Annotated in this window: 20 protein-coding genes; 13 read left to right on the top strand and 7 right to left on the bottom strand. The window is 42.3% G+C overall.

The window, feature by feature from the left end; all coding sequences use genetic code 11:
- Positions 1-58 precede the first annotated feature (58 nt).
- From U0035_RS22020 to U0035_RS22005, 4 genes are all read right to left on the bottom strand, one after another.
- A complete protein-coding gene (locus tag U0035_RS22020) occupies positions 59-1,489 on the bottom strand; it encodes a Gfo/Idh/MocA family protein (RefSeq protein ID WP_114791119.1) in 1,431 nt (476 codons plus the stop codon).
- 154 nt (positions 1,490-1,643) lie between these two features.
- Positions 1,644-4,799 carry a glycoside hydrolase family 2 TIM barrel-domain containing protein gene (locus U0035_RS22015; RefSeq protein ID WP_114791118.1) on the bottom strand — a complete coding sequence of 1,052 codons (3,156 nt, stop codon included), beginning with the start codon at positions 4,797-4,799 and terminating at the stop codon, positions 1,644-1,646.
- Between the two features lie 108 nt (positions 4,800-4,907).
- The gene (locus U0035_RS22010; protein WP_114791117.1) at positions 4,908-5,180 is read right to left on the bottom strand and encodes a chaperone modulator CbpM; all 273 of its coding nucleotides are present in this window, start codon (positions 5,178-5,180) and stop codon (positions 4,908-4,910) included.
- A gap of 3 nt (positions 5,181-5,183) precedes the next feature.
- Complete coding sequence (locus tag U0035_RS22005; RefSeq protein ID WP_114791116.1) at positions 5,184-6,095, bottom strand: DnaJ C-terminal domain-containing protein; 912 nt, start codon at positions 6,093-6,095, stop codon at positions 5,184-5,186.
- Positions 6,096-6,263: 168 nt separating this feature from the next.
- Between U0035_RS22005 and ung the strand changes: the two genes are divergently transcribed.
- The 3 genes from ung to U0035_RS21990 all read left to right on the top strand — a co-directional run bounded on the left by ung (position 6,264) and on the right by U0035_RS21990 (position 8,590).
- Positions 6,264-6,935 carry a uracil-DNA glycosylase gene (gene ung, locus U0035_RS22000; protein ID WP_114791115.1) on the top strand — a complete coding sequence of 224 codons (672 nt, stop codon included), beginning with the start codon at positions 6,264-6,266 and terminating at the stop codon, positions 6,933-6,935.
- Between the two features lie 232 nt (positions 6,936-7,167).
- Positions 7,168-7,905: a lysophospholipid acyltransferase family protein gene (locus tag U0035_RS21995; protein ID WP_114791114.1), complete on the top strand. Its 738-nt coding sequence runs from the start codon at positions 7,168-7,170 to the stop codon at positions 7,903-7,905.
- Between the two features lie 25 nt (positions 7,906-7,930).
- A complete protein-coding gene (locus tag U0035_RS21990; RefSeq protein WP_114791113.1) occupies positions 7,931-8,590 on the top strand; it encodes a class I SAM-dependent methyltransferase in 660 nt (219 codons plus the stop codon).
- Between the two features lie 10 nt (positions 8,591-8,600).
- On the opposite strand, the gene U0035_RS21985 is transcribed toward U0035_RS21990, so the two are convergent.
- Entirely contained in the window at positions 8,601-11,543 is a 2,943-nt protein-coding gene (locus tag U0035_RS21985; RefSeq protein ID WP_114791112.1) for a putative LPS assembly protein LptD, read from the bottom strand.
- Between the two features lie 214 nt (positions 11,544-11,757).
- On the opposite strand from U0035_RS21985, the gene U0035_RS21980 reads away from it, so the two are divergent.
- The 6 genes from U0035_RS21980 (at position 11,758) to U0035_RS21955 (ending at position 18,769) form a co-directional block, all read left to right on the top strand.
- A complete protein-coding gene (locus U0035_RS21980) occupies positions 11,758-12,702 on the top strand; it encodes an N-acetylmuramoyl-L-alanine amidase family protein (RefSeq protein WP_245957731.1) in 945 nt (314 codons plus the stop codon).
- 163 nt (positions 12,703-12,865) lie between these two features.
- A complete protein-coding gene (locus tag U0035_RS21975; protein ID WP_114791110.1) occupies positions 12,866-13,849 on the top strand; it encodes an MlaD family protein in 984 nt (327 codons plus the stop codon).
- The gene (locus tag U0035_RS21970) at positions 13,846-15,564 is read left to right on the top strand and encodes an OstA-like protein (RefSeq protein WP_245957730.1); all 1,719 of its coding nucleotides are present in this window, start codon (positions 13,846-13,848) and stop codon (positions 15,562-15,564) included. Before U0035_RS21975 ends, U0035_RS21970 begins: the two co-directional genes overlap by 4 nt.
- A 96-nt stretch (positions 15,565-15,660) precedes the next feature.
- The gene (locus U0035_RS21965) at positions 15,661-16,866 is read left to right on the top strand and encodes an ABC transporter permease (protein ID WP_114791109.1); all 1,206 of its coding nucleotides are present in this window, start codon (positions 15,661-15,663) and stop codon (positions 16,864-16,866) included.
- A gap of 105 nt (positions 16,867-16,971) precedes the next feature.
- Positions 16,972-18,012 carry a tRNA (adenosine(37)-N6)-threonylcarbamoyltransferase complex transferase subunit TsaD gene (tsaD, locus tag U0035_RS21960; RefSeq protein ID WP_114791108.1) on the top strand — a complete coding sequence of 347 codons (1,041 nt, stop codon included), beginning with the start codon at positions 16,972-16,974 and terminating at the stop codon, positions 18,010-18,012.
- Positions 17,969-18,769, top strand: coding sequence for a tRNA1(Val) (adenine(37)-N6)-methyltransferase (locus U0035_RS21955; RefSeq protein ID WP_245957729.1), 801 nt, complete (start codon positions 17,969-17,971; stop codon positions 18,767-18,769). The genes tsaD and U0035_RS21955 overlap by 44 nt, the downstream gene beginning before the upstream one ends.
- 22 nt (positions 18,770-18,791) lie before the next feature.
- On the opposite strand, the gene U0035_RS21950 is transcribed toward U0035_RS21955, so the two are convergent.
- Complete coding sequence (locus U0035_RS21950) at positions 18,792-19,895, bottom strand: Gfo/Idh/MocA family protein (RefSeq protein ID WP_114791107.1); 1,104 nt, start codon at positions 19,893-19,895, stop codon at positions 18,792-18,794.
- 75 nt (positions 19,896-19,970) lie between these two features.
- Positions 19,971-20,654, bottom strand: coding sequence for a (d)CMP kinase (cmk, locus tag U0035_RS21945; RefSeq protein ID WP_114791106.1), 684 nt, complete (start codon positions 20,652-20,654; stop codon positions 19,971-19,973).
- A 213-nt stretch (positions 20,655-20,867) separates the two neighbouring features.
- Between cmk and U0035_RS21940 the strand changes: the two genes are divergently transcribed.
- The 4 genes from U0035_RS21940 to U0035_RS21925 all read left to right on the top strand — a co-directional run bounded on the left by U0035_RS21940 (position 20,868) and on the right by U0035_RS21925 (position 25,354).
- Positions 20,868-21,467 (top strand): bifunctional nuclease family protein, encoded by a 600-nt coding sequence (locus tag U0035_RS21940; RefSeq protein ID WP_114791105.1) that lies wholly within the window; start codon positions 20,868-20,870, stop codon positions 21,465-21,467.
- A 59-nt stretch (positions 21,468-21,526) separates the two neighbouring features.
- Positions 21,527-22,339 (top strand): 4-(cytidine 5'-diphospho)-2-C-methyl-D-erythritol kinase, encoded by an 813-nt coding sequence (gene ispE / locus U0035_RS21935; protein WP_114791104.1) that lies wholly within the window; start codon positions 21,527-21,529, stop codon positions 22,337-22,339.
- Between the two features lie 50 nt (positions 22,340-22,389).
- Positions 22,390-23,460: a hypothetical protein gene (locus U0035_RS21930; protein ID WP_114791103.1), complete on the top strand. Its 1,071-nt coding sequence runs from the start codon at positions 22,390-22,392 to the stop codon at positions 23,458-23,460.
- A gap of 79 nt (positions 23,461-23,539) precedes the next feature.
- Positions 23,540-25,354, top strand: a complete 1,815-nt coding sequence (locus U0035_RS21925; protein WP_245957728.1) for an ABC transporter ATP-binding protein — start codon at positions 23,540-23,542, stop codon at positions 25,352-25,354.

The raw sequence follows: 25,354 nt of genomic DNA, 5'->3' as shown, positions 1-25,354 counted from the left end.
GGCATTTCTATTTCTAACTGATTGCACGAAGAGAAAGATTAAGTTAAGTGGATCGTATTTACTTAACCCAAGCATGTTTATATCCCTGTATTTTGTTCCAGCCACCACGCGTAAAGTCCGGTATTTGTACAGGAGCACTTCCGTTATCTAATGAAATGGCAGACAATTCGGCCAAACAACACCATTCAGCCAGGTCATATACATCCATATCTAAAGGAAGGCCGTTTTGCAAACAATAAGCCAAACGATAATCCATAATAAAATCCATCCCTCCATGTCCGCCAACTTTTTTGGCGGTCTCCTCCAATTCCTGATGAATCGGATGTTTGTACTTTTTCATCAATGCTTCCTTTACTTCTTTGGTTACATAACTATGCGCATTTAATTTTTCATGATCGGGCGCTACATCGGCAGACAATTGATCCCCCTCCAAAGCATACCCCTCCGAAGGATATTTATTGGCAAATCCTTTGGTACCTGTTAACTGGTACATGCGCGAGTAAGGGCGGGGCGTCATCACATTATGCTGTATTTCAATAGACTTTCCTTTTTCGGTACCTATTAGTGTAACCGTATGATCGCCGTTTTTAAATTGGTCAGGATAAGATCCTTTCTCATTTTTCCAATGCTCCCGGCCATTAAATGATTTAGTATCTACTGAAACAAGGAAGTTCATTTTATCGCCACGGTGGATATTCAATGCCTGGCAAACGGGACCAATACCATGTGTGGGGTAAATATCTCCCCTGTAATCTTTATTATAATCTAAACGCCAGTTATTCCAATACTCTTTCCAAAATGGAGACAAATCGTGAATGTAAGCGCCTTCACCATGAATCACTTCACCAAACAGGCCTTTTTGCGCCATGTTTAAAGTGGTGAGCTCAAAGAAATCATATACGCAGTTTTCAAGCATCATACAATGCTTGCGGGTCTTCTCGGAAGTATTGATCAGAGCCCAGATATCTTTCATATTCATGGCAGCCGGCACTTCGATAGCCACATGCTTACCTTTTTGCATCGCATACAAGGCCATTGGAACATGATGCTTCCAGTCTGTAGCGATATAAACCAGATCGATATCATCCCGCTCACATAGTTTTTTCCAGGCATCCTCTGAGCCCGAGTAGCCCGCCGCGCGTGCTACCTTATTGGTATCCAGAATAACCTGTGCAGCTTCTACTCTCTCCGGGCGCAGATCGGCTAATGCTACTATTTTTGTGTTAGGAATTTTCGTCCACCGGCCTACAGCGCCCGGACCACGCATACCTAAGCCTATGAAACCTACCCTTACCACTGGTATTTTAGGCGCTGCATAAGCCAGCATATCCTTTTGTTCTGCTGGACGCACAGGAACCGGCATTTTGATGGAACGGTCAGTTTTTGTTTTTTGAATGCCTGATTTAGAGGCCTGTCCATAGCTTTCCAAACTTTGCGTGGTTAATGCAAAAGATGTAACAGCCAGGACAAGAAATTTCAACCTGTTCATAAATTGTTTTTTTGTGATGATTCGCTTTTCAATATGGACTTTCGTTCTTTATTATTTTGACACGACTAAGGTAATGATTCAGGCATGTATCCTTTCACGCAACCGTTTGCGCAAAAAACAAAGAGCTGAAGACTTGTAAAACTTTACTTTGTAATTACAAAGGCCTTATCCAGTAGCTATAGCTATAGGATCCCGGGGCAATCCAGTACTTTTTTAACGGCATGGCGCCCCAGCTGTCGATACCCTGAACACCTAATTGTTTTAAATCGATATGTACGTAAATTTTATCTCTTGTCACTAGTTCTTCCGAGTGATACTGATGTTTCTCAGGTGCAGGATCAAGATCGTCGACACTATAAGGCAGGGCGGCAAAAGACAGCAGGCTGTCGGCGAAATCAACACGTATACCCTTGCCTTTACCGTTGGTAAGCGTAAACCAGCGCACATCTGTTTTGTTGCCGCTTTCCTGAGGACGGGCATATGGAAAATATTGCTGATTCAGCTGCTGACGATATATTCCTACTTCGCTTGCATATTTCCTATCCCAATAGTTTTCCCAGGGCCCTCTGCCATACCATTGTATGTTGCTGAACTGCTTGTTCACGGTGAGATTATTACCCAAACGCATTATTGTTTTCGGACCGGAAGCATCAACAGTGAAGTTATTAGCCACATGAATGGAACCATCGCCATACACTGTAAATATTTCGCTTATACCCGCTTTCCCTTCCAGAATATTTTTGGTAATACTGATTTTGTAAGCACCGTTGCCGATCTGCTCCGTTGTAAGGTTGGCAGCACCACTTTTGTCATATGCATCCTTCCAGATGCGTAGGGATTGATTTAAGCCCGCCCCGATATCATTGTCGGTTGCGGCCCTGTAAAAGCCAGGCTGGGGCCCGTTCTCCAGCACCGGTACAATGCCAATAGTATAAGAAGAAAGTATGCCTTTCTTCGTGTCAAATACCACCTTAAAATTCCTGCCGGTTAAGGTGAGCCAATTGCCGGCTTTTGACTCACGGATCGCTCCCGTAAGATTTACAGGTTTGGCAGCTACAGGCTTCCCCGCATACGCCATCTGCTCACAGGCCAGCTCATAACCTTTTTCCAGCAAAGGCTCTGCAGTTTTTAACCGGTAATAAACATTCAAAAAATACTCTTTACCTTCTTTGAACTTGCTTTTAACAGGCAGCTTAATATCCATATTCGCTCCCGGCTGAATATGCAGATTATTTACCGTTCCTTTTTCCACCGGCTTTCCGTCTTCCAGCACTTCCCAAAACAACTGGATGTTATTGGTGCCCCGGAAGAAATAAGTATTGGCGATATTGATAGTGTTATTGGCGATATATTTTGTTTTAATAAACTGGTGCACTTTTTTTAATTCAACCGCCATGGGTGTTAATTCGCGGTAAGCAGTAACCACTCCCTTTACACAAAAATTGTTATCACTGAAATCCTCATTCACCGGGCCGTTCAATGGGAAATCACCACCGTAAGCCATAATACGTTTTCCATTTTTAACCGTATCGAATGACTGATCGATCCACTCCCAAACATATCCGCCCTGCGCGCCGGGGGTTGACTCAATAGCATCCCAATACTCTTTAAAATTGCCGAGGCTATTGCCCATTATATGTGCATACTCGCTCATAATAAGCGGCCGCTGTTCTTTAGCTTTCCCCCATCCTGCTACCCAATCAGGTGAAGGGTATTGGGGGCAGATCACATCCGTGTTATAATCACGCTCTGCACGTTCATACTGTACCGGCCTGTTGTCGTTTTTTCTAAGCCATTCATAAGCCTCATACATATTTACTCCGTTACCCGCTTCATTGCCTAAAGACCAGGTGATAACCGACGGATAATTTTTGTCGCGCTCGTACATGCGTGTTATTCGTTCCAGGTGGGGCATACGCCATTGCTTGTCGTTGGCAAAAGTGTACTCCAGGTCGTAATACCGGCCATGCGATTCAATATTGGCTTCATCTATAACGTATAAGCCATATTCGTCGCAAAGATCCATCCAGTAAGGATCGGGGGGATAATGTGAATGTCTTACGGCATTTACGTTCAGCTTCTTCATCATTTCCATATCCTTCAACATATCGGCCCTGGTTAAAGTATGGCCTGTTTGGGGATTATGTTCATGCCGGTTAACTCCCTTAAAAAATACACGCTTGCCATTCACTAAAAAATCGCGGCCTTTGATCTCCACAGTTCTGAACCCCACACGAACGGGTACTACTTCGATTACAGTGCCCGTTTTATCTTTAAGAGACAGGTATAATGTATACAGGTAAGGAATTTCAGCAGACCAGGCATTCACCGAAGGTATAACACCTGTAAATGACACCTTGGTTTTATAGCGCCCTAATACCGTTTGCGCTTTTTCATCATTCCTGCTGAATACTTCTTTTCCCTTTGCATCTACCAATTGAAGGTCAACATAGAAACTATCCGGCCTGGAGTGCAAGGTTTTTACATCAGTTTTGTAGCTGTTCACTTCAACATCTACCTTCAGTTGTCCATCTTTATAATTATTGACAAGACCACTTTGCACTTTAAAGTCGCGTATATCCAGCTTAGGCGTTGCATATAAATACACATCCCTTTCTATACCCGAAATGCGCCACATATCCTGGCATTCCAGGTAGCTGCCATCGCTCCAGCGATACACTTCTAATGCTATAATATTATCACCTGCTTTGACATACTTTGTGATATCAAACTCAGCAGCAAGCTTACTATCCTCGCTATAGCCTACTTTTTGTCCGTTAACCCAAATAAAGAACGCAGATTTCACAGCTCCCAGGTGAATAAATACCTGGCGACCATCCCAGTAGGCCGGAATGGTTATTTTCTTACGATAAGAACCAACCGGGTTATTATCAGCCGGAATATCAAAAGGTGGATTCATTTTGGCACCTGTGAGCCTGCGCCCCGCAAACTCATAGGGGTGATTTACATAAATGGGTAAGCCGTACCCGTTTAACTCCCAGTTAGCGGGAACTGTAAAGCTTTTCCACTGGCTGTCATCAAAATTGGTTGCATAAAAATCTTTAGGACGATCATTGGGGTTCTGCACCCAATTGAACTTCCAGCTACCATTTAATGATAAGAAAAAGGCGGATTGTTCTTTTACCCGCTTTTCTGCCAGTACTTTATTTTCATAAGCAAATGCCGCGGCACGCATGGGCATTCGGTTTACAGCAACAATTTCGGGTGTTTGTAGCTCAATGGGCAGGGATTGCCCTGATGCCCCGTGTACAGCTAAGCAAGACAGCAACAAAAAGTAAAAAAAGTTCATAAACTTTGAGGTTGGAGTAATTGAAAAACAATCCCTCAAAGAAACACTGAAACCTGCTAACCGCAAAGCTTTGCGCAAACGATTGCCCTCATGGCATAAGGAGCGGGACTAACCTTTTAATACTCTTAACTCCAATTGAAGCCGCTCTATCTTTTCCAACAAGTGACTAATGGCTTCTATTCCTTCCATATTTATATCGAGGTCGTAATGCAGGTGCATATATTTTTCAAGCAGTGAAAGCTGGTCGCTATGGATAAAATAAGACTCGTTGGTATAACTCAGTTCAACCAGCCCGTATTCATTTAAGGTCTTCACGAATGAGGTTTCAATGCGGTAATGTTTGCAGCACTCCTCTATTAAAATATTGTTTTCGTTGGTCATAGCTTATTTTTTAGAGGCTTCATCGGCCAGTTGTTGAAATAATTCCTTTTCCTTTTCGGTAAGATGGGTGGGCAACAGAACCTGCCAGGTGATATAAAGATCTCCGAACTGGCCTTCATTTTTATAAACCGGGAAACCTTTTCCCTTTAACCGCACTTTTGTCCCGTTGGATGTCTCTGGCTGTAAAACAAGTTTCACTTTTCCATCCATTGTTTCAATGGTTTCATCGCCACCTAAAACAGCCTTGTACAAGTTAACGGGTACCTCTTTGTACAGGTCGTTACCTTTCCTTATAAATGACGTATCGTTGATAATATTAAAGGTAATAAACAGATCCCCGGCGGGTCCGCCGTTTACGCCGGCCCCGCCATATCCTTTAATTTTTATTTCCTGTCCGTTTTCAATACCGGCCGGCACGGTAATGCGAATATTCTTACCATTTACGGTAAAGGTTTGTTGATGCGTTTTATAGGCCTCGCTCAAATTCAACTTTACCTCTGCCCGGTAGTCTTGTCCCTTATACTTTACATTCCGCTGCGATGCCCCCCCGCCCATACCGCCAAACATCTGTGAAAAGAAGTCAGAAAAATCGCCCTCATTGCTATATGAAAAATGTTCTTCTCCGCCGTATGCATGCTGTGAACTGCTCTCCTGCTGCCGTTGCCGGCGGGCCTGTTCAAACTGATCGGCATGCTTCCAGTCCTGGCCATACTGGTCATATTTTTTGCGTTTATCAGCATCGCTCAACACTTCATGCGCTTCATTGATTTGCTGGAAGATTTTAACGGCTTCGGGATCATTCGGATTTAAATCGGGGTGATGTTTGCGTGCCAGTTTCCGGTAGGCCTTTTTAATATCATCAGCCGTTGCATTCTTTTCTACACCCAGCACTTTGTAATAATCTATATACTCCATAGTTTAAAAAATCGTTGCAGTAATTTACATCATTTTTATTTACAGTGATGGCTTGATCTTATAAGTTTATCACTTCCACATAAGTGTGCAAAAATCATCCCATTAATATTCAACTGATTTCAGGATTGAAAAATTTTAGGTAGGTTTGAGACTTAAATTACGAGACCAATGGACGTACAGATAGAAGCTTCCTGGAAAGAACAATTAAAAGAAGAATTCGATAAGCCTTACTTTTCGAATATTGTGAATCATCTTAAAACGGAAAAAGAGCAAAATAAAATCATTTACCCGCCGGGGAGAATGATCTTTAACGCATTTAATTCCACTCCGTTTGATAAAGTTAAAGTACTCATCCTGGGGCAGGATCCTTATCATGGACCCGGCCAGGCCCATGGCTTATGCTTTTCTGTTCAGCCAGGCGTACCGGCTCCTCCTTCGCTCGTGAATATTTTTAAAGAATTACAGACGGATATAGGCATGGAAAGGCCAAAGAACGGGGATCTGAGTAAATGGGCGGCAGAAGGTGTCTTTCTGCTGAACGCTTCGTTAACCGTTCGTGCGGGCGAGCCTATGAGCCATGCTAAAATTGGCTGGGCTCAATTTACCGATGCCGTTATTAAAAAGATCGCTGAAGAAAAAGAACATGTGGTGTTTTTGCTTTGGGGAAAATTTGCCCAGGAGAAGGCTGCTTTTATCGATGAGTCAAAACATCATATCCTTAAAGCAGCACATCCTTCCCCTTTATCAGCGCACGCAGGGTTCCTGGGATGCCAGCATTTCTCAAAAACCAATCAATACCTGATGAAGCATGGTATCGAGCCGGTGGATTGGAAATTGTAGGAGAACAGGATAGTGGGGAATGGCAAGTGGCGAGGAGGGAGATATTCGATGATTAACAATCAATTTTCAATAACTCAATACATTTTCCCTGTCTCTCTGCTTACCTGTGTGCTCTGCGAGAAACAAATAGCAGGTTATATTTATCGGACAACTATAAAACTCGTCGTCCTAAATTAAAAGATAAATAGTCAAAATTGAAATCTACTATTTTTGCTGATATTCAACAGTAAGCATGAACATTTTCAAAGAGATAGCAGGCAGAGTTTGGGCCACCTGGGGCTTGCTGAGTTTTATTGTTACATTTCTGATTATCTTACCCATTTCGTTGATCTCCTACCTGATACCGGAGCCGGGAGGTACCCATTTCCTTATAAGGATCTCCAGGATTTGGATGCGGGTATGGCTGTTCCTCATCGGATGCCCCTTTAGAGTTACCGGTACCCAACATTTTGAAAAAGGCAAAAGCTATATTGTCACCTGTAATCATAATTCGCTACTGGATATTCCCCTTTCATCGCCATTTATACCAGGCCCTAACAAAACCATTGCTAAAATGAGTTTTGCCAAAATACCTTTGTTTGGTCTTTATTATGCCAAGGGATCGGTACTGGTTGATCGTAAAAGTGAAAAAAGCCGCCGGGTAAGCTTTGAAAAAATGAAATGGGTGTTGAGAACAGGAATGCATATGTGTATTTATCCCGAAGGAACGCGAAACCGTACTAAAGAGCCGCTAAAAGCTTTCTACAGCGGAGCTTTCAAGCTGGCCTACGAAACGAAAACTGAAATTATCCCGGCTATTATTTCAGGCACAAAGGAAGCTGTTCCTTTACATAAAACCTTTTTCTTTTTACCCAGGAGACTGGAGATCCACTTCCTCCCCCCGGTCTCTTCTAAAGATATGACTGCATTGGAATTAAAAGACAAAGTGTTTACTACCATGTACGATCATATCCGGAAAAATACTCTTTAATGAATCATCAGACCTACTCATCATCATGCTTCGCTTTCTAAAAAAACAAACGCCCAAGTTTCTATACATCAACCGAACATTTGGCAACCAGCCTTTTACTTTACTGGATGTAGGATCCGGCAACCGGTCGGCTTCCAAAACAAAGGCCATGTATCCGAATTGCGAGTACCATGGGATTGATATAGTAAGAGATTTTAATAACGGCGAAAGCGACTTCGCCACCATGCATAGCTTCTATGAGCTGGACCTTACCCAATTAAACCTGGAGATCATCCCTGACAGTTATTTTGACTTTATCAGGATGGCGCATGTAATCGAACATCTTCATAACGGCGACCTGGTTTTGCCTGCACTTATCAAAAAGTTAAAGCCAAGCGGTTACTTTTATATTGAATACCCGGGTGAAAAAAGTACACGCTTACCGAGCATGCACGGTACATTGAATTTTAAAGACGACCCTACCCATGTACGGCTTTATTCTGTAAAAGAAATAGCAGGAATATTCGAAGGCAATGACTGCAGGGTTATACAATCGGGTGTCCGCCGTAATAAGCTGTTTATTTTATTAACACCGTTCAGGTTACTGGCAGGTATACTGAGCTCCAAAAAGCTGAATGCAAATATCTTCTGGGATATTTTGGGCTTCGCTGAATTTGTTTTTGCACAAAAGAAATCGTCCAAATAAACAACTGAAATTATCTTCCGCCAACAAAAGAACGGCTACGATTGATCTTAAGGTCTTGTAGAATACCCGCTTTCGGACTAATGGTGAAATTGAAGAAGCGGTACAAACCTATGGGTGTAACATTAATAGCCATCTGCCAGCAATGCAGGTCACGCGAAATGGCCATCGAGAAGGTCTGTATTTTGGCTGTAGAAAAATCATAGAACCCGTTTACACTGAAATTCCATTTTGGAGTCAGGTTAAAGCTACCATTGAAATTAACGCTGGAAGTAATCGGACTGGTGGAACTTTGTAATGTCAATGGATTCCGATTTTGGCGGGAATAGTTTAATGAATAGGATAAATTAATAGACCAGGGCGTGTTGAAATCTACGAACTGCGCCGGATTCTGACGCATATACTCCATCAACCTGGTTTGATCGCCCTGAAGCATCGGATCATTCAAACTTTCGTTAATGGCTTTTTCCCTGGCTTTTGCCTTTTCCGGGTCTTTCGGCTTACTCTGAAAACTGGTGCTCATAGAAATACTGGCGTTGGTTACCGTACCTATTTTAAATCCTCCATCGCCAGCCCAGGCATACCTGGAAGTCGCATATCCCGTCTCGTTTAATTCATAGGGAACTAAGGTAGCTGAGGCGTTCAGGTTTATTTTTTCAAAAAGGTTGGTCCTGAAATACATGCTGATCGGTGACAATTTTAAACTGTCTGCTAAAAAATTATACGATCCGTTGAACCCAAAACCATCTATCAGTTTTATTTTTTTGATACCATTTTCAGCATCTTCCTCTTTCGTATCTACAAAAGAATCTTTTTCTTTATCATCCTCTCCTTCATCTGACGAGCTGCTGCCAGGCTTCTTTTTTTTCGGTTTGGCCCTTACTTTCATTTCGAGATTATTATCTAACCCAAAGCTAATACCTCCGGATTCCCTGCTCGTAAACTGGCTAACGGGCCGGGAGTACAACCCATCTAACTGGTTATACAGCGCTATCGTACCAATACTATCTATTTGTACAGGCTTCCAGAAGTTTTTTGTCAGGTCCGGTGTATAATTCAGGCCGAAGGTTGGTCTCATTACGTGCCGGATAGCTTTTACCTTCTCTCCTTTAAATTCATAGCTACCATATAATGCTGTATTAAATGAGATACCAAATGAAGTTTGCTGCTTGATCTTGAAGCCACGGGCTACATCTGCCAGTATCGTATCTCTCACATAAGAACTATCACCATTATTGGCCATATTCCTCCTGTAAAATGTTTTAGGTCCCCAGCTCATCGTAGTGACCCCATCCACCCACTCCTGGGAGTAAGAAACAGAAGGTGCAATTACCAGTGCTCCATTCAGGATGGAGGGCAAAGAAAGTGTAATAGGAATATTATGGTTAGCGCTCCATCGGGCAGTATCCAGCAAGAATTTCATGAAACGCCTGTTATTAATGAGATCATTACTTCTTGAATAAGCCACCGAATCGTAAAAGTTAAAATCGTTTCTAAAGCTACCATTATAGCCGATACCTAATTGCTCATACCACTTTTTCTTACCTACGCTTTCTTTTTTCTGTAAAGGATAAATTGTAGTGACTGCAAAATTGGCTGTAGGGAAGTTAATGGTCATCGACCGGTTTTGGTTGTTCTGGCTATGATTCATAGACAGCGACAGGTTAAACGGTTTATCCTGCCATTGCTTAGAATAATTAATAGAAGATCCGATTACGTTTTGAAAGTTGAGCTGCGCATTATTGGGAATTAAACGGCTATAGTTAGTAGAACTCCAGTTAACACTGGCGCCAAAATTCACCCCGGGCCTGGAACGGCTATCCGAGCTGTGCGACCAGTTAAAAGTATAGCTCATGGTCTTCATATAGTCAGGATCATCTCTTGTATTCCTTTTCGTACTTCTAACGCCCAAATTCAGGTTACCCTGGTATTTGTATAACTTGCGGTAGGTTGGAAGCGCATTAGCACTCCAGGTTCCAAAAGAATAAACATCGCCGGTAAACTGTACATCCCAATAGTCGCTGATACCGAGGTAATACCCCAAACCGGACAAACCCACCCCTTCCTGGTCATTGGTTTCAAAACTTGGCGCCATTGCACCCGAATGCCGGCCCTGGTAAAGCGGGTAAAAACCGAAAGGCAGGTAAACCGGTACGGGCACCGAATCAAATTCGGGACGGACAGCGCCGGTTACAGCCAGTTTTTTATTAACGATTTTTGCCCTGTTGGCTCTGAAACCAAAATGGGGGTGATCTAAATTACAAGTAGTGAAAAAGTTACCGGTGGCGTATACCGTATTCTCATTCACTTTTTTAGCTATATGGGAGTGCACAAACATTTCTCCCTGTTGAGAAATGGTGCCCCGTATCAAGCCTCTCTGGTTTTGAAAGTTATAATCCAGGCTATCCGATTTATACTGGCTTTGCCCGTCATTCATTTCAATATAATCAACCACAGCACCCGTGCTATCCCTGCCCGCCCTCGCTGACACAACGCCTGTGGCCTGATTAAGCCGCATGTAAGGAGCCTGCAAAGAACTGGTTTGATATTCTGTTTTAGCCTTACCATACAATTCGATGGTTTTGCCCTGTACCAACCCTATAGCAGAATCCTGTGCTTCGTATACAACAGGAGCTTCCAAACTATCTTTCGAAACTTTTAAAGTAAATGTATCTACTCTTGCTCGTGGTAAACTGTCTGCTAGTGTACTGTCCGCAATTTGCAAACTGTCTTTCAAACCCGGAATCGTATCTTTCAGTAGTTTAAGAAGTGAATCCTTTTTTAGCGGAACCGTATCAGATAGGGAAAAAGAAGACATTGCCAGCCTACTGGACTCTTCATAAGCGGGAGATATCTTAAATAAAAAATTAATAGCGCCAATTTGTTTACTGACCGTTAAAAGGAAGATAACAGTAAGTATAAGTACGGCATGGTAAATTCTTTTAAATTTGCGCATTGGTTTTCAAAGTTCGCAAACGTACAGTAAATTTTTCATTCTAATTTCATGCGCCCGAATGAAAAATGATGTATAGGGTCACATATATTGATTTTTAACAAAAAATATGTTACAAACCTATATGTAAAAGACACGGAGCGGGCTCTATAGTTAACGTAAATATAAAACCGGCTTACTCTACAAGAGGAGCCTTAAAATGACACGAACTAAATTAATGATTCGATTCTTATTTATTGCTGGCTGTGTTCTCCATTGTTTAGGTACGGCCTGGGGTCAGCAAAACACTTCATCCGTAAAAACGATAGTTGTTGATGCGGGCCATGGAGGCCCGGATGTGGGTGCAAGAGGTACCGAAACCAATGAGGCAACCATTACCCTTGCCGTGGGTTTAAAATTGGCCAAAGCGCTAAGAGAAACTTTTCCGTCCATCAAAACCCTCGAAACCAGGTCCACTTTTCCCCTGCCGGGAGGTAATACCAATGCGAATGCGGCCAACCGGTATCGCGCGCAATTTGCAAACGAAAATCATGGAGATCTTTTCATTTCATTGCATTGTAATGCTGCGGGAAGAAAACCAGGTGGATGGTATACTAAAAAAGTTGTAGGCAGGCAGGCACGTACCCGGATGGTTAAAAAAGGAAAAAAGAAAGTAAAACAAACCTATTATGTCAACAGCTACCAGGATGTATGGGTGGAAAATAAGGCGAAGGGAACGGAGACTTATATCTGGGCAGTCAATAAAAACGATCAAAAGTTGTCTTCCCTGAAAAATAATGTGCCCGATGACGACGAAGACTATTATAATGAGGAAGGCGAAGACCTGGATGCAGACAGCTTAAAACTGCCGGACCTCAATGACCCGGCAGAAAAAGCGCGTATGCTTATTTATGCACAGCATTACTTCCGCAAAAGCTACGCCCTGGCAACACTGGTTGAAAAGGAATTTGTAGCCAGCGGGCGAACCAGCCGTGGCGTTCAACAACGCAACCATAAAGGCATTTGGGTGTTACAAGCTACCGGTATGCCCAGTATCCTCGTAGAAATGGGTTTTATAAGCAATAACGACGACCAGGCTTACCTGATGAGCGAAGAAGGACAAAACACCATTGTTAAAGATATTGTTAATGCTGTAAAGGTTTATTTGGAAAAATATGGTTAAACCAACTTATTTAAGCTACTTTGCTAAATGATTAACCAATAACTGATCAAAAGAAAATCAGGCATATAATTTGTCTTAGGCAGATATTGTAATACTTATTAATTTGACTATCAGAAATATGTCGCGCGCTACCCGGCGTTCAAACCCAAAGTAAATTTGTACAATGAAAATTTCAAATGAAGTAAAAGTAGGTGTACTGGCACTCGTATCTATAGCTTTATTAATAATTGGTTTCAGGTTTTTAAAAGCAAAAGATATCTTCAACCGCACACCAAAGATCTATGCCATTTTTAAATCGGTAGGCGGGCTTGAAAAATCAAATTTTATAAAAATAAACGGTCTGACAGTGGGAACGGTTTACTCTATGGAGCCTGCAGACGAAAATGTAACTGCAATAAAAGTAGTTTTGAGTATTACCGAAGATGTACACATACCGTCTAACTCGGTTGCTTATATCGAGGGAAGCCTTCTGGGTTCTGCGAATATCGTTATTGAGAGAGGCACTTCAACTACCTTAATTGAAGACGGAGGCAGAATTGCTACTAAAGAGGAAGCGGGTTTGCTGGGTAATCTTTCTTCTGAAGCAAAACCTTTGATGACAAAGATCAAAACGGTAGCAGATTCTGTTACATTGCTATTGTCTAACTTCAACCAGATTTTAAACCCCAACACCCAGCGTGATGTTCAGAACGCGATTACTAACCTGAACTACTCCACTGCTTCCCTTAATGCATTGCTCGCCGGGGTTAACAAGCCGTTGGCAGCTACATTAGATAATGTTAGTGCTATTACCGGTAATCTGAAGAACCAGAATGAGGCTATCGAGGGCATACTACTTAATGCCAACACCTTTACCGGCAATTTAAAGCAATTACAATTTCAAAAAACAGTGGACAGCTTAAATGCTACTATTTCCGACCTTCATAGCGCCATCAATAATATTACCAATCCCAATGGCAGCCTGGGCGCCTTAACTAACGACCGGCAATTGTATAATAAAATGAATGACGTTTTATTGAGCGCTGAAATACTGCTGGATGACTTGCGGGTACATCCTAAGCGCTACGTAAATATATCTGTTTTTGGCAAAAAAAATAAAGCAGGCGAACTAACTGCTCCTGCAATAAAAGATTCAGTACCCAGGTGATAAAAAAAACTTCAAAATCGCTCCATCTTTTTTTTCCCTTTGCACTATTGGTGTTTGGATGCCTGATAGCCTATAGCGCTACCAGTTCTCTTAACCCATCTGCAGCCAGCAGGGCAAAAACATTCTTAAAAGATACGATAAAGATCATACATTCCAATACCCTGTCTCTGAGAAAAGAATCAGACACCAACAGTCTTGTCATATTGGAAGGTGACGTGGTGCTCAGGCAGGGGAATACCCTTTTCAAGGCCGATAAAGCCATCAAAAACGACCGCCAAAATACTTTTGAAGCCTGGGGACATGTTCATATTAATGACGGGGACACCACTAATATCTATTCAGATCATCTTAAATACTTCGGCAATCCCCAGATAGCCAACCTGGACGGAAATGTACGTTTAACAGACGGGCAGGCTACACTTACCACGCCCAGCCTGGTATATAATATGGTTACCAATACAGGCGTGTATAAACAGGGAGGAAAAGTTGTCAATAAAAAAACGGTCATTACCAGTAAAGAAGGGGAATACTATAGAGATGTACAAAATGTGTTTTTTAAAAAAGATGTAGTTGTTAATGATCCGGCTTACAAAATCACCGCCGACTCATTACAATATAATACCGCCACGGAAGTTGTCACTTTTATATCGATGACACATATAAAAGATAGCGCCCGTAGAAGTATTGACACGAAAGAAGGTTATTATAATCTTCGAACCAAACAGGCGGAATTTGGTCAGCGCCCGTTTATTAACGATGACAACAAGTCAACACTAAACGCTGACAAAGTTTATCTCGATGATAACATAGCCCGTGCGGAGGGTAATGCCATCGCTGTAGATTCTGTACGCGGTACGATCATTATTGCAAATACCATTTTTCAAAACCGGCTTAATGAAGCCATATTGGCAACGCAAAAGCCCGTCATGATCATCAAACAGGATAATGACTCGCTTTATGTTGCTGCCGATACCCTCTTTAGCGCGAAATTATCCGACCTTTTCGAAACCGTGGTTCTGCCTCCGGTTATTGACAGTGTGAGCCATGCCGACAGTGTTATTGTTGGCGACAGTATCGTAAAAACAGATAAAAAAAATGCGCAGGTTATTTCGCAAACCTTTCGGAAAGACCTGAAAGCATCCAATGACAGTACTGATCGCTATTTTGAAGCTTTTCACCATGTAAGAATCTATTCAGATTCGATGCAGGCTGTGTCTGATAGCTTATTTTATTCTTTCCGGGACTCCACATTCCGTTTATATAAAGACCCTGTGGTGTGGGGTAAGGAAAGCCAGATTACCGGAGATACCATTTTACTGCACACGAAAAACAAACAACCACATTGGATGGAAGCATTTAAAAACGGTTTTATGGTGAACTCAATGGGGCATGAAGTTTTTAACCAGATCAAAGCCTCCCGGATAGACGCCTATTTTGTCGATGGCGGCCTGGATTCGGTCCGGGCCAAGGGATCAGCAGAATGTATTTATTATTTGCAGGATGATGACAGTGCCTTTACGGGTGTTAATCAGAATACCTGTGATATTATCGATTCTTATTTTGAAGACAAGCAATTAAAAAAGGTTGCGTTCCGAAGTAATGTAAAAGGTACTATTTACCCCATACAGCAAAAAAAACCTTCAGAAATGAAACTGGAAGGTTTCCAATGGCATGAAGCGGTCAGGCCCAAAACAAAATACGAGCTGTTTGAGTAAAACAGTGTTCCATTTCCCGATATTAAATATTAAATTGCCTGTTAAATTGTTGAAACTATACGTTCTACTTTAGAAATAATAGGCAATAGTTTTAAGATGGCTTTACAGGAGCTATTGAAAAACAAGCTGCGAACTTTTTTAAGTTTGTTCGGCGTAACCATCGGTATATTCTGCATTATTGGGGTGTTGGCCACAGTAAACAGCCTGCAACGCAATATTCAGAACGAAATAAAATCGATGGGCGATAATATTATCTTCATCGATAAATGGGTATGGAGCGGCGGCCCCGACTATCCCTGGTGGAAATTTGTAAATCGCCCCTACCCCAAATTCCATGAACTCAAACAAATCAAAGAACGATCTCCCAGTACGCAGTACGCAGCTTTTTTTTACGATATTTCAGACAATATCGAATTCGGCGGCTCCATTTTAAGTGGTGTAAAAATTTATGGTGCAAGTGAAGAATACAACCAGATACAGAAGCTCACGTTTGCCCAGGGCCGATATATTTCTGATGCAGAGTTTAATTACGGTACCAATGTAGCAGTCATTGGTGATGAAGTAGCCACCAAACTTTTTACCCTCTCGGAAGCAGCTATTAATAAAGACATTAAACTGAAAGGGCGACTGGTAAAAGTAATTGGTGTTATTAAAAAACAGGGTAAGCAGTTAACCGGCGGCTGGGACTACGATAAAAGTATTATTATACCTTACGCATTTGCCAAAACTATTTACCTCGAAAGATTCTCCGATCCTAAAATAATGGTTAAAGGATACGAGCATATCACCAGTACCGTTTTAAAAGACGAGTTGGATGGTGTTATGCGAAGTATACACCGCTTAAGTCCCACCAAGGAATCCGACTTTGCCCTCAACGACCTGAATGATATCAGCAAAGAAGTAGAAGCTGCTTTTGTGGGCCTGAATATTGGTGGCGCCATTATTGGAGGCATCAGTCTTATTGTGGGATTATTTGGTGTTGCTAACATTATGTTTGTTACGGTGAAAGAACGAACTCCCCAGATCGGACTTAAAAAAGCCATTGGCGCCAAACGGCATATTATACTGACAGAATTTTTGCTCGAAGCAGCTTTTCTTTGCATTATAGGCGGTATTATCGGGCTTGGGCTTGTAGTATTACTGGCTTTCATTCTTACCAAGGCCCTGGAATTCCCGATCTATGTTTCTGTAGCCAATATGGCCTGGACCTTCTTTATCTGTATATTGGTAGGTATCATTGCCGGAATCATTCCCGCGATGCAGGCAGCCAAGATGGATCCGGTGGTGGCTATCAGAAGTTAGTAATGGGTTGATCAGTTAACAAGAATGCCTGAAACCGGACTTTTGGTTCTATTCCAATCAACGTATCAGCGAGTCAACTAAACCACACAACCCTTACTTTTGCACATGCCTATAATATTAGCAATAGAATCGAGCTGCGATGAAACCTCTGCAGCAATTTGCGAAGACGGGAACATATTGTCGAACAGTATTGCCACCCAGGCAGTACATGCGCAATACGGCGGTGTTATTCCTGAATTGGCGTCGAGAGCCCATTTACAGAACATTGTGCCGGTAGTAGATATTGCGCTGAACAAAGCCGGAAAAACTTTACCCGAAGTAGATGCATTTGCATTTACGCAGGCCCCCGGTCTCATCGGCTCGCTTTTGGTTGGAGCGGAATTTGCAAAATCACTGGCGCTATCCCTTGATAAACCGTTGATTACAGTCAATCATATGCAGGCCCATGTATTGGCCAACCTGATACCTGATAAAAAACCTTCTTTCCCTTTTTTATGTCTTACGGTTAGCGGTGGACACACGCAAATCGTGCTTTGTAAAAGCCCGGTAGAAATGGAGGTCATTGGAGAAACCATTGATGATGCAGCCGGTGAAGCATTTGATAAATGTGCTAAATTATTAGGTTTGCCCTACCCCGGCGGCCCGTTGATCGACAAATATGCCAAAGAAGGAAACCCAGACCGCTTCCAGTTTCCCGAACCGAAAATTCCGGGTTATAACTTCAGCTTTAGTGGTTTGAAGACTGCCATTTTATACTTTCTGATGAATGCGGGCAAGAGCCAGGTCTACAAACAGGAATTCGCTGCTTCCGAAGAAGAGAAAAAGCAATTTATCGATGAGAACCTGGCGGATATTTGCGCGTCTGTGCAAAAAAGGATTATCACTATTTTACTCAATAAATTCAGCAAAGCCGCCCGGGAACTGGGTATCAAAGATATTTGTATTGCCGGCGGCGTTTCTGCCAACAGTGGCCTTCGGGCAGCATTTACGGAATTGGGTGAGAAGAATGGCTGGAACGCTTTTATACCCGAGTTTCAGTATTGCACTGACAATGCCGGAATGATCGCCATTACCGCCTACTATAAATTGCTTGCCGGAGATTTTGCATCCCTTGCAGCTCAGCCGGCCGCCCGGGGATTTCACTAATACACTCATCATTCATCACTTATTACTCATTATTATCGCCTTGTCCAACCCCTATTTCAGGTTTAAGCAGTTTATTGTCAACCACGACCAATGTAGCATGAAGGTTACCACCGATTCCTGCCTCTTTGGCGCCTGGGTTGCCCATCATATCCGGAACATGGATCCTGCAAAAAACATCCTCGATATAGGCAGTGGAAGTGGTTTATTGAGTTTGATGATCGCTCAGCAAACGCATGCTTCGATAGAAGGTATAGAAATACAGCAGGAAGACTACAGGCAAAGCATTGATAATATTGCAAATAGCCCTTTTGCAAACAGGATCACCCTTCACCAGGCTAACGCAATACAATTTCATTACAACAAAAGGTACGATGTTATTGTCAGCAACCCGCCGTTTTATGAAAATGATCTGAAAGGCAGCATAGCAGGGAAGAATATTGCACATCATGATGCAGGATTAAAGCTGCCGGAACTACTCAGCCTGATAGCCCGTCAGCTTACTGCCGATGGCGCTTTCTTTCTTTTACTGCCTCAAAAAAGATTGGCAGATTTAAAACCGTTAATGGGTAAGAACCATCTTTTTATTAACGAAATAACAGCAGTGCATCAAACAGAAAATCATGATGCATTCAGGATCATGCTCAGGGGGTCTTTTCTCAAAAGCAAATCTGATGCTTGTAGTATAGTAATTAAAGAAGGTACAGATTACAGTGCCGTTTTTACCCGTTTACTTAAAGATTACTATCTCTACCTTTAGTATGATACATCCACGCTAATAATTACAACATTATTTTTTTGCCACTGGCCGCTGCCTGGTAAATGGCTTCTATGATCCTCAGATCTTTTAGCCCTTCCTCACCATCTACTGCAACAACTGGCTTTTTTCCATCCAGTATAATAGCCGCCATTTCATCCATCTGAACCGTTTGGTGCACTACAATAGGGGCATCAACTGCGCCTTTATGGGTTCGCCCTTTGATAGGCCCATACCCTATGGAGGGTTGCATTTCGGCAAAACCTTTTTCACCGTTCAGAAAAAACTTATCCAGGTAATTCATATTATAGGTAGAAAGGCAGGACGCTGTGGCTCCGCTCTTAAAGCCTAATTGAAATTGTATGGTCTCATCAACTCCCGCCTTAAACTTCACCGGGTCGGTTTTAGTTTCCTGCGCTGTTACCCAAACCGGTTCCTCTCCTACCATGTAGCGACTGCCATTCAAAGCATAGATACCAATGTCCATCATGGAGCCGCCGCCAGCCAGGGCTTTGTTCAATCGCCACTGAGCAGGGTCGCCAATTCTAAACCCGCAAAGTCCCTGGAAGAATTTTATACTACCGAATTCACCATTACTTCGCATACGGATCACTTCAAGCGTTGTAGGCTCAAAATGCATGCGATATCCCACGAGTAATTTTACTCCCGCCTTTTTACAGGCTTCTACCATCTCTTTCCCTTCTTTCGCGCTAATCGCCAAGGGCTTTTCGCAAATAACATGTTTACCGGCTCTCGCAGCCCTTATAGTATGATTATGGTGCAATGCATTGGGGGTAATAACATACACCACGTCTATATCTTTATTAGATTTTATATTATCGAAGTTCTGGTAGTTATAACAACTGCTTTCAGGTACATTATATTTTTTACGCCAGGTTTGAAGTTTTTCCGGAGTGCCGCTGATTAGGCCTGTTATTTTTACACGCTTACAACTTTGTATAGATTCTGCAACACGGCTCGCGTATCCGCCCAGTCCCATTAAGGCGACCCGCAATACCGGACCATCATCTCCCGGCTCCCGGTTGAAATTAAGAAGACCGGTATTTAAAAAAGGGATGCTTGCAGAAGCCATACCCATTTGCTGCAGGAATGCTCTTCTTGTTTTCATACTTATAGGTTTAAGAGTTAATGTGTGAATCGTTAAACAGCAATGCCCGGCAACCTATGGCTATATGATCTGCACCTACTTCAGGAGCCCGTTAGCGAGTTCCAATGCCTTATGTAGCTGTTCTTCCTGTGTAAGATGTGTATTATTGATTTCTATGGCGTCATCGGCTTTGCGTAAGGGGCTTATTTCACGATTCGCATCAATGTAGTCCCGCATTTCTATATTATGCGCTACCTCCTCTATTGTAATATTAGGGTTTTTCTGATAAAGCTCCCTGAATCGTCTTTCCACCCTAACGGCATTGTCTGCAGTCAGAAAAAGTTTTAACTCGGCATGAGGGAAAACTACAGTACCTATATCCCGGCCGTCCATAATAACGCCTTTTAATTTGCCCATTTTCTGCTGCTGGTTCACGGCAAAATTCCTGACAGCTTCCAGGGCAGCTACTTCACTTACTTTTTCTGCTACGATCATTTCGCGTATCAGATACTCAACGTTTTCATCGTTCAAAAATATCTCTACCTCGCCGCGTTGCTCATTCAAACGAAAATCGAGCTCAATTTCCTCCAACGCATCTTTCACCTGGCTTCCCTCAGTAATATCAACATTGTTCCGCAAAAAATAGAGCGTAATGGCTCTATACATAGCACCGCTATCCACATATACATATCCCAATTCCCTAGCCAGTTGCTTGGCCATGGTACTTTTACCACAGCTTGACTTACCATCTATCGCTATTATGATTTTCTTACCGCTCATTTAAAAGGCTGCCGATATTTTGATAAAGGTAAAAATTTAATCTTTATTCTTTTAACTAATTTGACAAGCTGCTTCAACCAACGCTATTGAAACATATAAGTCAGTGTCCGTTGCTCCGCCGCTTCAGATATTAGGGTTTGATTAAAAAGCGCTCCTACCTTTTGTCCCACTTCTTTTTAACACTAAAAATCCTTAGTTTCGTGGCTTGTTTTTATGAAAAAAATAGAATTAGAAGTCGTAGCGCTTTCTCATAGTATTACTCAAACGCACTCTTATGCAGTAGTTTTAGGGGAAGTGAATGGTTTACGCCGATTGCCGATTGTAATCGGGGGCTTTGAGGCGCAGGCTATTGCCGTTGCTTTGGAGAAAATGAATCCGAGCAGGCCTTTGACCCATGACCTGATGAAAAACTTCATGACGGCTTTTTCAATCGATCTGCACGAAATCATTATTTCTGATTTGCAGGAAGGTATTTTCTTCAGTAAACTGGTTTGCTCATCTGATCACGATACCATCGAAATCGACAGCCGCACTTCTGATGCCATTGCCCTGGCCGTTCGTTTTGGATGTCCCATTTATACTTATGAGCACATCTTAGGTAACGCCGGTATTGTAATGGATGAAAAAAACCAGGCGCCTGTTGACGAGAGCGCTGAAGTAATTGGTGCTGCTGTTACCGGAAGTGCAGATGATGATCTAAAAAACATGAGTGTAGAGGAATTGAATAAGCTCTTAAACGAAGTGCTCGAAAGTGAAGATTATATGAGGGCAATAGCTATCAGAGATGAGCTGAACAGCCGGAAGCGTCAATAACCGGGAACTTATTTTTATCATTTTCAGGAAGTAGTATTCCTCACTTATATTTCAAGGCTTTGATCCGATTTTCCAATTGCAAAATCAATATTGGTCTGTATATCACCGGTAAAAGACCAGATGGTTATCATAACCTGGAAACCGTATTTTTCCCTTTACCGCTTTATGATGTAATAGAACTTATCGAGGCGCCCGAAACAGCCATAACTGTTACAGGTCAGCTCATCCCCGGGCGCCTGGAAGATAACATCATCATAAAAGCCTGGAGCCTGCTTAAAAAAGATTTCCCTCAACTGCCCTCCGTTCATTTTTATCTTTTAAAAAATATTCCTGCAGGTGCAGGGATGGGTGCCGGCAGTGCCAATGGCGCCCACACCCTGATTGCGCTGAATCAAAAATTTTCGCTGCAGTTGACAGAAGAACAGTTATTGCAGTATGCCTTACAACTGGGTAGTGATTGCCCATTTTTTATTCTGAACCGGCCGGTGTTAGCGACAGGCCGCGGAGAAGTATTTGCCGGAACACACCTGGATCTTTCTGGTTACCGGATAGTAATTGTAAACCCCGGCATCCATATTTCAACTCCCTGGGCATTCAGCCGGTTACAACCAGCAACGCCTCTTCTTCCTCTTGAAAAAAGCATCGTAAAACCAGTACAGGAATGGAAAAGTTTTGTGTTTAATGATTTTGAAGCAGCAGTGTTTAGTGAATATACCGAAATTAGAAACATCAAGGAATTATTATACCACACAGGTGCTGTTTATGCGCTTATGAGCGGTAGTGGTAGTACCGTATACGGGATATTCGAAAAAAGTCAAAACGTTATCCTTAATTTTCCCGAAAATTATTTTATTAGACAAATAAACCTTTAACACGCACTTATATTTATTCACAAACTGCTCATCTTTTTACATAATAAACTATGGCTAACTTGGACAAGCAAACATTATCAGAAAAAATAGATGCCTCTATTGACAGGGCTGTTGATTATCTATCGCGTCATCAATTACACAATGGAGAATTTATTGCCTATATGGCGCCAGACCCGGAAATGCAGGAATGGTGCGCACCAGACAGCATAACAGGGATAACAGCTGTTATCGGTTCCTGCCTGGTCCCCCTGCAGCACCGGGAAGATGTCAATAATATGCTAGCCAGATCGGTCAATTTTTTAACCTATAATATGTTCCGGGGTGGCGTTTGGGGTTATTATACAAAATGGAACCAGCTTTTTAAGCTGTTACCGCCGGATACCGATGACACGGTACTTATTTCCGGATTCTTAAAGAAAAGAAATGCATTACCGGTAGATAATACGTCTATGCTTCTTTTAAACCGCGCAAAAAACGGACTATTTTATACCTGGTTTACCATTCATAGTAATTTTTTGCAGTACTCCAGAACCTTCTGGCGTCTTATTGCCAGGGAACTTAAACTGCCGGTTAAATCGATACTTTTCTGGACGATGAACGACCACAGGCGCAATGATATAGATGTTGTTGTGAATGCGAACATTGTTTGCTACCTGGGTTATAATGAAATCACCAAACCGGCTGTTAAGTTCATAAGAGATGTACTGGTGCAGAACAGGGAGAAAGGCTCGGATAAGTGGTATTTAAATGAAATTGTATATTATTCATTTTTGTCACGCCTGTTTGAACTGGACATACCTGAAATGACGGCAATAAAAGAGTTATTTATTACTAAATTGTTTAATGCTATAAAGGCAAGCGACATTTTTGAAAACTGCGATTTAGAACTGGCACTTGGCATATCTTCTTTATTGCGACTTGGCGTAAAGGATGAAAAAGTAACACAATACCTGGAACGCTTATTATCCAGACAGTCAAAAAACGGTGAATGGAGACGTTTTGAACTGGTATCCGGTCCTTCCAGAAAGTTGGTTTGGGGTAGTGAGGAAACAACCACCGCTTATTGTATAGAAGCCCTGCATTTATACAGGGGCCAATCGGCTTCTCAGGGTAGAAATTAAGTCGCGGCTTAGTCATTTATGTTATATTTGTTCATTACGTAAGCCCCAACCAATATCCAAAGGTTCATTAGATAATATTATGTCTATTCGCCGAAAAATTTCTCATATTAAACATAGTTTAAACCTGCCACGTATAATCAGCCTGGTTAAAACTGCTGCTCCCAGATGGCTGTATATTTCGCTTACCCTAATCGTCCTGGAGACATTGGTGTTTTTTGCTTCTCTATATCTTATGAAGCTGCTCATTGATATAGTGGCCAAAACCACACTTCATTCGACAGAAGCCCCAACCGAAATTATCCGCTTTGTAATACTGAGTGGGGTGGCCGGGGTTCTTTATTTCGTACTAAGATCATTCAGCGCCTACTCAATAGAAGTACTTTCCACCAAGGTTTCTGAGTACATTAATAACAAGGTGCATGAAAAAGCAGTAGATCTTCAGCTTTCTTTTTACGAAAGCCCTTCTTATTATAATGTTCTCAAACGCGCATTAGAAGCCGGGACTGATAAGCCAGGCCTGTTAATTACTACTTTGATCGAAATTGTAAAAAATTTTTTATCTCTGGCAGCAGTGGCATCCGTATTGTTACTGATTAACTGGCTGCTGTTACCTATTATCACTTTGTTTGTTTTACCCACTTTGCTGATCCGTTTGAAATATTCGAGAAAACTCAATATTCTTAGAATAGCTCAAACGTCTATGGAACGAAAATCGGGTTATTTCAGCAACCTTATTACTACAGATACAGCAGCAAAAGAAATCCGTACCTACTCACTGGGCGGCTATCTCAGGCAAAAATTCAGCGATATACGCTATACCCTTCTTAAAGAAAAGCTGTCATTGAGTTTAAAAAGAACGCAACTGGAAGTGTTTACTACCGCCTTGTCTTATATAGGTATTTTTTTCTGCATTGGATTTATTGCACTTAAAGCAGTATCGGGCGAAACCAGCACAGGTGATATAACCCTGTTCCTGGTAGCTTTTCCGCAGGCTTTTACCCTTCTTCAGCACATAGCAGCGGGTGTTTCTGTCGTTTACCAAAACAGTATTTATATTAATAGTGCCTTTGAACTGCTGGAGCTTCAAAATCATTTTGATCAGCACGCTCAACAGGAATGTATACCCTCTGATGAAAGCGTGAGCATTCGGCTAAACAATGTTCGCTTCACCTACCCCCATTCAGAAAAAGAAACCCTATCAGGCATCAACCTTACCATTCCTTCGGGTAAGATTATCGGGCTGGTTGGCTTAAATGGTGCAGGTAAATCCACGCTGATCAAGCTATTATGCCGCCTTTATGATCCTACTGAAGGGCAAATACTATGGGGAGATACGGATATCAGAGCGTTTGAACCCCAACACTACCGGAAACAGCTGGGTATTGTCTTCCAGGATTTTAATAAGTACAGTTTTACTGCGGGTGAAAATATCTTCTTTGGTAATATCAATGACCCCTTTAACCTGGCACGGGCTAAGGATGCAGCTGCAAAATCAGGAGCAGCCTCGTTCATTGAATCATTCCCCAATGCTTACGACACTACTATGGGACGAACTTTTGAAGATGGACGGGAAGTCAGCATCGGCCAATGGCAAAAGCTGGCCCTGGCCAGGTGTTTTTATTCCGACGCACGGTTCCTGATATTTGATGAAGCGTCAAGTGCGCTGGACGCTGTTTCTGAGAAAGAACTGTTCAGCACGTTCAGGGAGCGGATTGGTAACCGTGGCGCGGTGATCATCAGCCATAGGCGTTCTGCTATCCTGCATGCCGATTACATCTATGTTTTATCGCAGGGGCAAATCATAGAAGAGGGGACTGATGAGCAATTGATGCAAAGGAATGGCGCCTACGCCAATCTGTTTAAAGAAAGTACAACGGAGGCTGCTGATTATTAA

It is taken from the genome of Niabella yanshanensis (assembly GCF_034424215.1).
Taxonomy (GTDB): domain Bacteria; phylum Bacteroidota; class Bacteroidia; order Chitinophagales; family Chitinophagaceae; genus Niabella; species Niabella yanshanensis.
This window is presented reverse-complemented; position numbering and strand designations above follow the sequence as displayed.